The organism is Pseudomonas beijingensis (assembly GCF_030687295.1).
GTDB lineage: Bacteria > Pseudomonadota > Gammaproteobacteria > Pseudomonadales > Pseudomonadaceae > Aquipseudomonas > Aquipseudomonas beijingensis.
In genome coordinates, this window is the sequence record NZ_CP117425.1 from 1,606,426 (window position 1) to 1,619,065 (window position 12,640).

Sequence of the window (12,640 nt, forward strand, 5' to 3'; positions counted from 1 at the left end):
TCGGCTCTTTGTCCGTGAAATTGACGCGCAGTATAGCGACAGCCCCATGACCGGCAAAGCACTGGCGGTGCCCGATGGTCACTGAATGTGGGTAGAATGCGGTTTTTTTCCACCTGCGGGGGTGCGCCTTGCGCGAAATCGTCCTGATAAACATCACTGGCAGCGACCGTCCGGGTCTGACTGCGGCCATTACCGGCGTTCTGGCCCAGGGTGGTGTGAACATTCTCGACATCGGTCAGGCGGTGATCCATGACACGCTGTCGTTCGGCATTCTGGTTGAAATCCCGGACGCCGAACAAAGCAAATCCGTGCTCAAGGACATCCTGTTTACCGCCTACAAGCTCGACCAGCAGGTGCGCTTCACCCCGGTGTCCGAGGACGACTACCGGCATTGGGTGGCTGGTCAGGGCAAGAAGCGCCACATCGTGACCCTGCTGACCCGCAAGGTGACCGCCGAGCAGTTGCAGCGCGTCAGCTCGATCACCGCCCAATATGGCTTGAACATCGACCACATCGACCGCCTGTCCGGGCGTATGCCGCTGGACACCCCGGCCGACAAGGGCAAGGGTTGCATCGAATTTTCGGTGCGCGGCGAACCGGCCGATCCCCAGGCGTTGCGTGCCGAGTTCCTCAGCGTGGCCCAGGAACTGAATGTCGACATCGCCTTCCAGGAAGATTCGCTGTTCCGCCGCAACCGCCGTCTGGCGGTGTTCGACATGGACTCGACGCTGATCGAAGCCGAAGTCATCGACGAACTGGCCAAGGCGGCCGGCGTGGGCGACAAGGTCTCGGCCATTACCGAGCGCGCCATGGCCGGCGAGCTGGATTTCCGTGCCAGCTTCAAGGAGCGCCTGGCGCTGCTCAAGGGGCTGGACGTCAGCGTGCTGGATTCCATTGGCGCTTCCCTGCGCCTGACCGAAGGCGCCGAGACCCTGTTCGCCGAGCTCAAGCGCCTGGGCTACAAGACCGCCATCCTGTCCGGCGGCTTCACCTACTTCGCCAAGCAATTGCAGGCCAAACTCGGTATCGACTACGTATTCGCCAACGAATTGGAAGTGGTGGATGGCAAGGTGACCGGCGTGGCCGTCGAGCCGATCGTCGATGCCCAGCGCAAGGCGGACCTGCTGCGTGAACTGGCTGAAAAAGAAGGCCTGCGCCTGGAACAGACCATCGCCGTGGGCGACGGCGCCAACGACTTGCCGATGCTGGCGATCGCGGGCCTGGGCGTGGCGTTCCGCGCCAAACCGCTGGTCAAGCAGTCGGCCCGGCAAGCGATTTCCACCCTGGGGCTGGATGGGGTGTTTGTACCTGCTGGGCTTCAGGGATCGTGACGGGCAGCTCTAACTCTGAGCTTGCGACATTTCCTGTGGCCAGGGACTTATCCGTGGCGAGGGGATTTATCTGTGGCGAGGGGATTTATCCCCGTTGGGCTGCGCAGCAGCCCTCCAATGCACCCCCACTCAGCCTGACATAGCGAGTCGTCAGGTTCTGGGGCTGCTGCGCAGCCCAGCGGGGATAAATCCCCTCGCCACAGGGGGGCTATAGCGCTGCTTAAAGCGATTTCCACAACGAATCAAAATTCCCCTCTTGGTCGCCGCCATCCCCAGTCTCGGCTGACTCTTCCGGGTGATAGGAAAACTGGTTGAAACTGTGGGTGCTGGTCACCCGACGGTCCAGGCCGGCGCGGCGTTCCTGGCCGTTGGTATTGATCAACACCCGCTGGCCTTCCTGGAAGGGCAGGCGGGGGGCGATCATGGTCGGGGGCAGGTCAATGGCACTGATCTCGGGAAGCAACAGCCCGCGCAGATAGTGACCGTGTTCATTTTCATCCCGGACCAACTGCAGCCCGCAAGGCTGGGCATGGGGGGCGACCAGTTCGATGCCCATTTGCATGGCCCCGTTGCGCACTTGGCGGATCCAGCGCACCACGGCGACGCTCCAGGCTTGATCGCTGGCGTCGCGGATGCCGATCATTTCCCCGGCTTGCAACTGTTCCGGTACTTCCTTGGGCCAGCCGAGGCAATAGCCGCCTGGGCTGTGGTTGATGATCGGCAGGTCGTAGGTGGGGAAGTGATGCTGGTTGTCGGAGCTGGTGCCATCGTCATCGGCCGGGTTGACCGGGTACTCGATTTCTTCATAGGGCAACAGGTCGCTGTCGCCGGCGGGGGCTGCATCGAACGCTTGCTTCCAGGTGTCGTTTGTCTTGCTCGGCGAGGCTTCGAAGCGGGCTTTGCGGGTGGTGGGGCTTTTCAAGATCTCGTTGAACGAGCGCTCGCCGCCAAGGTAGTAGTGCAGCGCACTCATGCCCACGCACAGGGTCAGTGTGCCGTTGCCCTCGGTGCGCTGGAAGCTGCGTTCAGCCGCTTCGCCCCAGGCGGCTTGCAGGTGATGCAAGGTGTCGGCGCTCATGCCCCCCGGGACTGGCAACGTATTATCGGCAGGTTGTTCCAGGTGAGTGGCGATTGCACGCACCAGTGGCTGTGGGTCAAAGCCCTGCAAGGTAGGCTGCTGTTCGGCGCGGAACTTGGAGCGGTAGCGTGGCCCGACATCCAGCTCCGGCGCAACCGCGAACAGGCTGGTGGCGGTGGTGGCGGGGTCCAGCTTGACCCACTGGCTCCAGGATTCGAGCACTTCGGTCAGCCGTCCGATCTGGCTCTGGCGCAACTGGTTGCTGCGTGACGCGCCCAGCAGCAGGGCGACGACATAGGTTTGCTCGGCGTTCAATTGATGAACCTGGCTGGCCAGTTCGTCACTCACGCTCAGGTGTTGCAGCCGGTGCTGGCAGGCGATCCGGTACAACTGATGCAAATCAAGCCACAGCCCCTCGGGCACTGGGCTGTACAGTTGACTGGCACGCAGCAGTGGGCCGTTGAGGGCATGCAACGCCCGTTGCAGCGCAGTGCTCAGCAGGCGGGCCCGGTCCTTGGTGTACTTCGACGCGATACGCGCCACGATCTGTTTGTAGCCCATCGCCAGTTGGGTTTGCAGGGCCTGGCACAGGTTGACGATCTTGCGCGAGCGATCATCCAGCACGATGGCCTGTTGCAGGAAGTGCCGCTCCAGGTGTTTGCAAACGTAATACACCTCGGGCCGCAGCAGTTCGAGCAGTTGCAGGCGATTGTCGCTGGGCGTGAGCAGTTGGTTGAGTTCGCCAAGGGCCTGGTACAACAGGCGGGCCGTTTCGCCGATGTTGGCTTTGGGCAGGTTGGCGATCCAGCGCTTGAGGTCCCGTGGCGTAGCCTCGCAGAACGACAGGCGTGATTGTGTCGGGGTCAGGACGCGCAGTAGCTGGAGAGGGCTGGTCTCATTCATGCCGTGTGCGGGCTCCGGCGGGAAATAAACGTGGTGTTTCCAACTCTAGCAGCTGACAGGCCGGCGTGTTGCCCTGAATGTGCTGTGGGAGCAAAGCTTGCTCGCGATACAGGCGCAGCGGTTTCTTTTAGACCGCCTCATCGTTCATCGCGGGCAAGCCTTGCTCCCACAGGCTCCAGCCTTCAGGCCTTCTACAGGCCTGCTTCAAGGGCTGGTGAGGCTCAGGCTTTCGGCAATGCCAGGCCCTGGCCCATCTGCACCGGCGAGCCGGCCACCAGGCCTTCGGCCCATTTCACCTGGTCCGGCCCGAACAGCACGACGGCGGTCGAACCCAGCTTGAAGCGTCCCAGTTCGGCGCCTTTTTCCAGGTGGATCGGCGCACGGGCGGCTTCGTCGTAACGGAAGGTTTTCAGCTCGCGCTTGGGTGGCGTCACCAGCCCGGCCCAGACGGTTTCGATGGAGGCCACGATCATCGCGCCCACCAGCACCACGGCCATCGGCCCGCGCTCGGTGTCGAAAATGCACGCCACGCGCTCGTTGCGGGCGAACAGTTCTGGAACGTTTTCAGCGGTGGTCTGGTTGACCGAGAAAATCCGTCCGGGGATGTAGACCATCTCCCGCAGGGTGCCGGCCAATGGCATGTGCACGCGGTGGTAGTCCTTGGGGGACAGGTAGATGGTGGCGAAATCGCCGCCCATGAACGGCGCTGCGTTGGCCGCGTCACCGCCCAGCAGCTCCAGCACGCTGAAACTGTGGCCCTTGGCCTGGAACACCCGGCCGTGCTCGATCGGGCCGAGCTGGCTGACGGCACCGTCGGCGGGGCTGAGGATCGCGCCCGGGGTCTCGTCCAGTGGGCGGGCGCCGTCTTTCAGGGCGCGGGTGAAGAAGGCGTTGAAGTGCTCATACGCTGTCAGGTCTTCCACCAAGGCCTGGGACATGTCCACTTGGTAGCGCTTGGCAAACCACGCGGTGAAGGCGTTCTTGAACCAGCGCACGCGGCATTCGGCAATGCAACCGGCCAACCGCGACAACAGGTGGTGGGGCAGCAGGTATTGAGTGAGGATGAACAAACGGTTTTTCATTAACTGTCCTTAAGAACCTTCAAAGCTCGATGGGCGTGTCGGGATGGTTGCCCCATTCGCCCCAGGAACCGGCATAGCCTTTGACCCGTGGATAACCGAGCGCCTTGGCCACCAGGTAGGTGAAGCCAGAGCGGTGGTGAGTCTGGCAGTGGGTGATGATTTCTTTGTCAGGCGTGATGCCCAATTGTTCAAGGATTTGCGCCATGTCCTTACGGATGCGCAGGTTGCGCGCCGGGTCCATGCCGGCCGTCCATTCGAAATTGACCGCGCCGGGAATGTGTCCGCCCCGGGCCGCGACGACTTTCTCGCCGGAGTATTCCAGCGGGCCGCGAGCGTCCCAGATGGCCAGGTCGGCGGCACCGAGACGGCTTTGCAGGTATTCGCGGGTGGCGGTGGGGGCTTCGTGCAGCGTCAGGCTGACCGGGTCGGCGACGGGGGCAGGGACGTCGATGGACACCGGCAGGCCTTCGTTCAGCCACGACAGCAAGCCACCATCGAGGTAGTGGTAGTTCGAGTGGCCGATCACGTCCAGCAGCCAGATAAACCGCCCGGCCCAGCCGCCGCCTTCATCGTCATAGACCACATAGACCGCATCCGGGTGGTGCCCGAGTTCGCCGAACAGGGCTTCCAGGTCGGCCTTGGCCGGCAGCAGGCCCGGCGCCGGTGGCTGGCCGAGCTGGGTGCGCTTGGGGTCGACGAAGCGTGCGCCGGGGATATGCCCGGTGCTGTAGCGGGCGGCGCTGGTCAGATCCACCAGAATCAGTTCGCGGGCGTCGAGGCGCGGCAGCAGTTCGCTCGGTTCGATCACCAGCGGCAAGCCAGAGAAGTCAGGCATGTGAGGTCTCCAGGGGCGCAAAGGGAAAGGATTGTAGCAAGTTCAGCGGCCGCGGTTGGTAAAGGTATGCAGGGCCCTTTCGATGCATTGCACGGTTTTGCCGAAGGCTTGCACGGTGATATCCGAGAACGGCCCGCCGCCCTGGTCCACCGCCACCAGCATGATCACCCGGCCATTGCAGGTCAGTGAGCGCAACAGCAGGTGTTCACCGCGGAACAGGCTGCGCAGGCCCGGCGGCAGCAGCGCCGAAAACTGCGCGTTGTTGTCCGGGTTCAGGCGCACCTGGGCCTGCTGGGCCAGCAACCGTTGCAGTATTTTGCTCTGGCTGATGGTAAAGCTCATGGCCGCGGCTTCCTTGGGCAAACCGGCGGTCTGGTGTACGCGTACGCTGGTCTGGCTGCGGTCGGCCATCAGGATCATCACCCGGCGCATGCCACAGGCCACCAGGACGTCCCGCGCCGAAGTCGTCAGGTGCATGGCATTGCGGAAGGGGCTCGGCTCCACCAGCATGGAGGAGCATTGTTTGCGCCACTGGCTCAGGTCTTGGGCGCTGGGCGGAGCGGCGGGCAGCAAGCCGGGGTGGATACGGCGGCTGCCCGCAGGCCAGATCAGCGCTACGGCCGGGTGCCAGAGGTCCGGCATGGCGTGATGATGGGCACTGTTGACCGCTTGTTGGTGCAGCTGTTGCTGGACCTCATCCATCGACATCTGCAGATACAAACTGGTGAGGTACTGCCAGCGGGTGATAGCGGGGCTGTCCCAGGCCTGTTGTGCGGCCAGTGCCAGACCGTTGGCCAGCAACACGGTGTTGGCCGGCTGGTTGAGCCAGCGGCGCAGGGTCGGGTCGTCGTCCAGGCGATTCTGCTGGCGTAGCGGGTGTTCGCTGTCCCGGGCGATGCGCAGGACTTTCACCAGCTCGCGGCGTTCATTGAGCAGCAGGCGATAACCTTGCGCCACCCAGATGGGCAAGCGCCAGGTCTCCACCAGCGCCAGGCAGATTTCCATCAGGCTGACGCCGAACAGCTCGCGCTCTACCTTGTGTGCGGGCTCGCCTTTATGGACGACCCGCAATTCCCATTCCCCAAGCAATCGCGGGTGGGTCAGGGCCAGGGGCCAGAGCGGCGACAGGAACAACAGGCTGCCCCAGTGTATGTCTTGCCACAGCCGTGCCAGGCGGCTGGCAAAAAAACCATTGGCCTGTTGCGTGGCGTGCTGGCTGATCAATTGCAGTTGGCGCAAGGCGAGGGGGATTTCGGGCCCGGGCAACGACGGCAGGCGGGCGAGCAGATCCTCGGTACGCTTGAGGCCGAGGCGGTTGATGGCCACTTCGAGGTTTTCCGCAGGTTCAGCGAGGCTGCCATGGGTGTGATGGTTGGCTTCGCGGATGACGCTCAGGGCCAGGGCGGGACTGTCTTGCATCAGGTCGGCGATGTCGCGCAACGAGCGGCGGCTGTCGGCGAGGGCCTTGCAGACCAAGTCGTGGCTGGCCTGGGGTACCGGCAGATGCACGCCGTTGAGCAGTTTTACCCAGCCGTCGAGGGTGGTCGGTCGGGGCGTTGGAACCTTGGTTTCGTTAGTCATGGCTGGACGTGATCATCGTATGAATTCTCTACGCCCGGAACGGGGCAAATTGGCTTTTCGCCAGAACAGCCTATAGTCTGGCGCAGTTTTGCCGATAAGTAGTAGAAGAGATTTTTCAGCTTCCGAATATGACCTTGAACCCGACTTAAATAAGTACTTTCTATCTATGGCTAAAATTATCGGCATCATTGTCGTGTTCGCGAGCGTACTCGGCGGATACGTGCTCTCCCATGGCAAGATTGCCGCCCTGATCCAGCCCTTCGAGGTACTGATCATCGGTGGCGCGGCCCTCGGTGCATTTTTGCAGGCCAACCCTGGCTATATGACGATGCACGTGCTCAAGAAATCCCTGAGCATGTTCAGTTCGCGCTTCAGCCACACCTTCTACCTCGAGGTGCTGGGGCTGATCTACGAGATCCTCAACAAGAGTCGCCGCGAAGGCATGATGGCGATCGAGGGCGATATCGAAGACGCCGCCGCCAGCCCGATTTTCGCCAAGTATCCCTCGGTGCTGAAGGATGAACGCATGACGGCGTTCATCTGTGATTACCTGCGCATCATGTCGTCCGGCAACATGGCGCCCCATGAGCTCGAAGGCCTGTTCGACATGGAGCTGTACAGCCTCAAGGAAGACCTGGAGCACCCGTCCCACGCGGTCAACGGCATCGCCGACGGCATGCCTGGCTTCGGTATCGTCGCGGCAGTATTGGGGATCGTGGTGACCATGGCCTCCCTGGGCGATGGCGACCAGAAATCCATCGGCCTGCACGTCGGTGCGGCACTGGTGGGTACCTTCTTCGGTATTTTGGCCGCGTACGGTTTCTTCGGTCCGCTGGCCCATTCCCTGGCCCATGATGCCAAGGAAGAACTCAACGTCTACGAAGCCATCAAGGCGTCCCTGGTGGCTTCGGCGTCGGGCATGCCGCCATCGCTGGCGGTGGAGTTCGGTCGCAAGGTCCTGTACCCGGCGCACCGTCCAAGCTTCGCCGAGTTGGAACAAGCGGTTCGCGGTCGTTAAGTTATGGAAAATAATCAACCGATCATCGTCAAGCGCGTCAAGCGCATAGCCGGCGGGCACCATGGCGGTGCTTGGAAAATTGCCTTCGCCGACTTCGCGACGGCGATGATGGCGTTCTTCTTGGTGCTGTGGCTGCTGTCCACGGCAACCCCGGAACAGAAGATCGCCATCGCCGGTTACTTCAAGGACCCGGTCGGCTTTTCCGAAAGCGGCACACCCTACATCATTGACCTGGGCGGCTCGCCGACCCTGGCGCCGGAAAACACCCTCAACCCCGAGGTCAAGTCCCAGCCCCAGCCCGACAAGGTGACGGTGGATTCCGAGCAGGTCGAAGGCATGGCCGAACAGGTCGAGCGCGAGCGCCTGGAGTTGCTGTTGCAGGAATTGCAGAACAAAGTTGAAGAAAATCCGCAACTGCAGAAATTCAAGGACCAGATCCTGTTCGAGATCACGCCGAATGGCCTGCGCATCCAGATCATGGACGCTGATAACCGGCCGATGTTCGACTCTGGCAGCGCGCGCCTGAAACCGTATTTCGAAGACATCCTGCTGGCCATGGCCGACACCATCAAGGCGGTGCCGAACAAGATCAGTATCAGCGGTCACACCGATGCCAAGCCTTACGTTGGCAAAGGCGATTTCGGTAACTGGGAATTGTCGGCCAACCGCGCCAACGCGGCCCGTCGCGCCCTGGTGGCCGGTAGTTATCCGGACGAGCAGGTGGCACGGGTGGTCGGCTATGCGTCTTCGGCGCTGTTCGACCGCAAGGATCCGCTCAACCCGGTCAATCGGCGTATCGATATCGTGGTGTTGACCAAGAAGGCGCAGAAAGCGATCGAGGGCTCACAAACCGACGATCCGGCGCCCGATCCTGCCCCGGGCGAGGGCGCGCCGGGTGAAGTGCCTGCTTCGCCCGCTACACCTGGCGCGGCGGTCGATCCGAACGCGTTGCCGGCGGACCAGCAACCCGTGCCGGCCCATGAACTGCGCGAGCGGCTGAACCTGTTCGACGACGCCGCGCCGAAGCCGGCTGAGCCGCCGGCGCAGTGACCTGAGAGCCGATACAGACCTGTGGGAGCAAGGCTTGCCCGCGATGAAGGCGATGCGGTCTTTCGGAGACCGAGGTGCCTGTTTCGCGAGCAAGCTTTGCTCCCACGGATCCCCTCGCCACAAAGGTGTCCTGCCGGGTCAGTAACTGCTTTCCGGCAAACTGGCGATGATCGAGCGGTAGCTGTTCATCCGTTGTTGATGCACGCGACCTTCTTCCAGGGCCTTGAGCAGGGCGCAACCGGGTTCGCGGTCGTGCTTGCAGTCGCGGAAGCGGCAGGTGCCGATCAGCTCGTTGAACTCGATGAACCCAGCCTCGACATCGGCCCGGCTGACGTGGCCCAGGCCGAATTCGCGGATACCTGGCGAGTCGATCAATTCACCGCCGCCCGGGAAGTGGAACAGTCGTGCGGTGGTGGTGGTGTGGGTGCCCTGGCCGGACAGCTCGGACAACGGTCCGACGCGGGTCTCGACTTCCGGCAGCAGGCTGTTGACCAGCGAAGACTTGCCGACGCCGGACTGGCCGACGAACACGCTAATGCGCCCGTCCAGCTGCCGTTGCAATTGTTCCATGCCGTTGCCGTGATGGGCCGAGACTTCCAGCACCGGGTAACCCAAATCCCGATAGACCGACAGCAGGGCGTTCAGCGCCGGGGCGTTGTGTTCGTCGATCAGGTCGAACTTGTTGAGCAGCAACAGCGGACGGATGCCGGCGTGTTCGGCCGCCACCAGGTAGCGGTCGATCAGGTTGGCGTGGGGCTCGGGCAATGGCGCGAACACGATGACGATCATGTCGACGTTGGCGGCCACGGGCTTGAGCTGGCCCCGGCTGTCCGGACGGCAAAGCTCGGTGTGGCGCGGCAACTGCGCGACGATCACGCCGATGCCCTGGTTGCCAGCACGCCAGACCACCTGGTCGCCCGTCACCAGCGCCGGCAGGTTGGCGCGCAAGTGGCAGCGGAACACCTGGCCGGCCAGTTCGCCTTCCCGGGCCTCGACCTCGACCTGCACACCGAAGTGGGCGATCACCAGTCCGGTCTGTTCAGGGCCCAGGTCGCCGCCCTCCAGGGCTTCGACAGCACTGGATTCGCGTTTGGCGGCGCGGGCGGCGCGCTCGCCCTGGATCTTTTCGATGCGCCAGTTCTGACGACGATTGAGTTGGCGTTTGGCCATGGGTGTTCCGTATGAAGAAATGCAGCGAATAGGGTAAAACGGCGGCGAGTTTAGCACGCCCAAGGGCCTGCCTAAGCTAAACTGCGTGGCTACGCCGAGGAGCTTCCCTATGCAAAACCCGCAGAACCTGATCTGGATCGACCTGGAAATGACCGGTCTGAACCCAGACACCGACGTCATCATCGAAATGGCCACCATCGTCACCGACAGCGACCTCAATACCCTGGCCGAAGGCCCGGTGATCGCGATTCATCACAGCGACGAGATCCTCGCCGGCATGGACGAGTGGAACACGCGCCAGCACGGCGGCTCGGGCCTGACCCAGCGGGTGCGTGAGAGCAAGATCAGCATGGCCGAGGCCGAAGCCCAGACCCTCGCTTTCCTGGAACAGTGGGTGCCCAAGGGCAAGTCGCCGATCTGTGGCAACAGTATCTGCCAGGATCGGCGCTTCCTTTATACCCACATGAAATCCCTGGAAAGCTACTTCCACTACCGCAACCTGGACGTCTCCACCCTCAAGGAACTGGCCGCCCGTTGGGCGCCAGAAGTGCGCGACAGCTTCCAGAAGGGCAGCACCCACCTGGCCCTGGACGACATCCGCGAGTCCATTGCCGAGTTGCAGCACTACCGTAAGCACTTCATCAAGTTCTGATTCCAGCGCACGGCGTTCTTGTAGCTTGTGGTTTTGTGGGAGCAAAGCTTGCTCGCGAAACAGGCGACTCGGTTTCTGAATGACCGCACCGCCATCATCGCGGGCAAGCCTTGCTCCCACAAACCTTCTCGCCACAGGTTCTGTGTCGGGCAGGGCGGAGCTGCCCTCTTTTGGTGCCTGCCCAAACTGGCTAGACTGCGCGCCTTCCCGTATGGACCGCCATCATGTTGCTGATGCTTTATCTGATCGCCATCACCGCCGAAGCCATGACCGGCGCCTTGTCTGCCGGGCGGCGGGGCATGGACTGGTTCGGCGTGGTGCTGATCGCCTGTGTCACGGCATTGGGTGGCGGCTCGGTGCGCGACGTGCTGCTCGGTCATTACCCGCTCACTTGGGTCAAGCATCCGGAATACCTGGTACTGACCACCGCGGCGGCGATGCTGACGGTGTTCCTGGCGCGCTGGATGCGTCATTTGCGCTCGCTGTTCCTGGTGCTCGATGCCGTGGGCCTGGTGGCGTTCACCCTGATCGGCTGCATGACGGCCCTGGAAATGGGCCATGGCATGCTGGTGGCGTCGGTCAGTGGGGTGATCACCGGAGTATTTGGCGGCATCCTCCGGGACATCTTCTGCAACGATATTCCGTTGATCTTCCGTCGCGAACTCTACGCCAGCGTCTCGTTTGCCGCGGCGTGGTGTTATCTGCTGTGTGTCTTCCTGCAACTGCCGAGCGAACAGGCGATCCTCATCACCTTGTTCGGCGGTTTCCTGCTGCGACTCCTGGCGATCCGCTTTCACTGGGAAATGCCGAAGTTCGTCTACAACGACGAGGTCTGACGCTCGGCATGTTGGCGTAGCGCCCACGCCACGTGCTCGCGCACCAGTTCCGACGGATAGTCGCGCCGCGCCTCCAGGGCTTGCAGCACCGGAATCGTTGACGGCGCATTCCCCAGGCCCACCGCCAGATTGCGCAGCCAGCGCTCGTAACCGGCACGGCGCAGCGGTGAGCCTTCGGTACTGCTCAGGAACGTCGCCTCGTCCCACATGAACAGCTCGGCCAGCCCGGCATTGTCCAGGTTGTGCCGCGGCTTGAAGTCGCTTTCCCCGGACGGTCGGGCGAAGCGGTTCCACGGGCAGACGATCTGGCAATCGTCACAGCCGAACACCCGGTTGCCGATCAGTGGCCGCAGCTCTTCAGGAATCGCGCTTTTCAGCTCGATGGTCAGGTAGGAAATGCAGCGACGAGCGTCGAGCACGTAGGGCCCGACGAAGGCATTCGTCGGACAGATGTCCAGGCACGCGGTGCATTTTCCACAATGCTCGGTGCCGTGGGGCGGGTCGATGGGCAGCGGCAGGTCGACAAACAGCTCGCTCAGGAAGAAATAGCTGCCGGCCTTGCGGTTGAGTACCAGGGTGTTTTTACCGATCCAGCCCAGGCCGGCCTGTTCGGCGATGGCTTTTTCCAGCACTGGTGCGCTGTCGACGAAGGCGCGGTAGCCAAAGGGGCCGATGGCCGCCTGAATTTTTTCTGCCAGTTGCTGCACGCGTTTACGGATCAATTTGTGGTAATCGCGGCCCAACGCATAACGTGAGACGTAGGCTTTTTCCGGTTGGCCGAGCAATTGCGCCATTTGCGTGTCGCCCGGCAGGTAGTCCATGCGCAGGGACACCACCCGCAGCGTGCCCGGCACCAGTTCCTCGGGGTGCGAGCGTTTGCTGCCGTGGGCGCCCATGTAGTCCATTTCGCCGTGGTAGCCGGCGTCGAGCCAGCGTTGCAGGTGTTGTTCATGCTCGGCCAGGTCCAGGCCGCTGATGCCGACCTGCTGGAAACCCAGCTCGCGGCCCCATTCCTTGATGGATTGGGCGAGGGCGGGGAGGTCTGTGGGAATGGCAGGCATGAGGCGAGAGAAACCAGAGCTGAGATGCGTATAATTCTGCCAG

The 12,640-nt window shown here is 62.6% G+C and carries 10 protein-coding genes and 1 pseudogene; 5 read left to right on the forward strand and 6 right to left on the reverse strand.

The genetic code is table 11. The features are described from left to right. Positions 1 to 128 precede the first annotated feature (128 nt). Positions 129 to 1,344 (forward strand): annotated as a pseudogene (serB, locus tag PSH84_RS07365) (phosphoserine phosphatase SerB). 207 nt (positions 1,345 to 1,551) lie between these two features. On the opposite strand, the gene PSH84_RS07370 reads toward serB, so the two are convergent. The 4 genes from PSH84_RS07370 to PSH84_RS07385 form a co-directional block, all read right to left on the reverse strand. Next, entirely contained in the window at positions 1,552 to 3,312 is a 1,761-nt protein-coding gene (locus tag PSH84_RS07370) for a cyclic-di-GMP receptor FimW-related protein (RefSeq protein WP_305469456.1), read from the reverse strand. A 221-nt stretch (positions 3,313 to 3,533) separates the two neighbouring features. Further along, a complete protein-coding gene (gene asd / locus PSH84_RS07375; protein WP_122567320.1) occupies positions 3,534 to 4,394 on the reverse strand; it encodes an archaetidylserine decarboxylase in 861 nt (286 codons plus the stop codon). A gap of 19 nt (positions 4,395 to 4,413) precedes the next feature. Beyond that, positions 4,414 to 5,229: a rhodanese-like domain-containing protein gene (locus PSH84_RS07380; RefSeq protein ID WP_305482473.1), complete on the reverse strand. Its 816-nt coding sequence runs from the start codon at positions 5,227 to 5,229 to the stop codon at positions 4,414 to 4,416. A gap of 42 nt (positions 5,230 to 5,271) precedes the next feature. Then, positions 5,272 to 6,810 (reverse strand): HDOD domain-containing protein, encoded by a 1,539-nt coding sequence (locus PSH84_RS07385; RefSeq protein WP_305482474.1) that lies wholly within the window; start codon positions 6,808 to 6,810, stop codon positions 5,272 to 5,274. A gap of 166 nt (positions 6,811 to 6,976) precedes the next feature. On the opposite strand from PSH84_RS07385, the gene motA reads away from it, so the two are divergent. Together motA and motB are read left to right on the forward strand one after the other, a co-directional pair. Next, positions 6,977 to 7,828: a flagellar motor stator protein MotA gene (gene motA / locus PSH84_RS07390; RefSeq protein ID WP_122567317.1), complete on the forward strand. Its 852-nt coding sequence runs from the start codon at positions 6,977 to 6,979 to the stop codon at positions 7,826 to 7,828. Between the two features lie 3 nt (positions 7,829 to 7,831). Then, complete coding sequence (gene motB, locus PSH84_RS07395) at positions 7,832 to 8,878, forward strand: flagellar motor protein MotB (protein WP_122567316.1); 1,047 nt, start codon at positions 7,832 to 7,834, stop codon at positions 8,876 to 8,878. A gap of 138 nt (positions 8,879 to 9,016) precedes the next feature. Here motB and rsgA read toward each other — a convergent pair whose 3' ends face one another. After that, a complete protein-coding gene (gene rsgA / locus PSH84_RS07400; RefSeq protein WP_122567315.1) occupies positions 9,017 to 10,048 on the reverse strand; it encodes a small ribosomal subunit biogenesis GTPase RsgA in 1,032 nt (343 codons plus the stop codon). Positions 10,049 to 10,157: 109 nt separating this feature from the next. Between rsgA and orn the strand changes: the two genes are divergently transcribed. Then, positions 10,158 to 10,700 (forward strand): oligoribonuclease, encoded by a 543-nt coding sequence (gene orn, locus PSH84_RS07405; protein ID WP_122567314.1) that lies wholly within the window; start codon positions 10,158 to 10,160, stop codon positions 10,698 to 10,700. Positions 10,701 to 10,921: 221 nt separating this feature from the next. Beyond that, positions 10,922 to 11,536 carry a trimeric intracellular cation channel family protein gene (locus PSH84_RS07410; RefSeq protein WP_204126993.1) on the forward strand — a complete coding sequence of 205 codons (615 nt, stop codon included), beginning with the start codon at positions 10,922 to 10,924 and terminating at the stop codon, positions 11,534 to 11,536. Here the strand turns inward: PSH84_RS07410 and queG are convergent. Continuing rightward, on the reverse strand, positions 11,518 to 12,597 hold the full coding sequence (queG, locus tag PSH84_RS07415; RefSeq protein WP_122567312.1) for a tRNA epoxyqueuosine(34) reductase QueG: 1,080 nt from the start codon (positions 12,595 to 12,597) through the stop codon (positions 11,518 to 11,520). The two genes, PSH84_RS07410 and queG, sit on opposite strands and share 19 nt — an antisense overlap. Between the last annotated feature and the right edge of the window lie 43 nt (positions 12,598 to 12,640).

Bases quoted from the DNA above. Each gene is read 5' to 3' on its own strand.
- motA (WP_122567317.1), top strand. From the start codon at position 6,977: ATGGCTAAAATTATCGGCATCATTGTCGTGTTCGCGAGCGTACTCGGC.
- motB (WP_122567316.1), top strand. From the start codon at position 7,832: ATGGAAAATAATCAACCGATCATCGTCAAGCGCGTCAAGCGCATAGCC.
- rsgA (WP_122567315.1), bottom strand. From the start codon at position 10,048: ATGGCCAAACGCCAACTCAATCGTCGTCAGAACTGGCGCATCGAAAAG.
- PSH84_RS07370 (WP_305469456.1), bottom strand. From the start codon at position 3,312: ATGAATGAGACCAGCCCTCTCCAGCTACTGCGCGTCCTGACCCCGACA.
- asd (WP_122567320.1), bottom strand. From the start codon at position 4,394: ATGAAAAACCGTTTGTTCATCCTCACTCAATACCTGCTGCCCCACCAC.
- queG (WP_122567312.1), bottom strand. From the start codon at position 12,597: ATGCCTGCCATTCCCACAGACCTCCCCGCCCTCGCCCAATCCATCAAG.
- orn (WP_122567314.1), top strand. From the start codon at position 10,158: ATGCAAAACCCGCAGAACCTGATCTGGATCGACCTGGAAATGACCGGT.
- PSH84_RS07385 (WP_305482474.1), bottom strand. From the start codon at position 6,810: ATGACTAACGAAACCAAGGTTCCAACGCCCCGACCGACCACCCTCGAC.
- PSH84_RS07380 (WP_305482473.1), bottom strand. From the start codon at position 5,229: ATGCCTGACTTCTCTGGCTTGCCGCTGGTGATCGAACCGAGCGAACTG.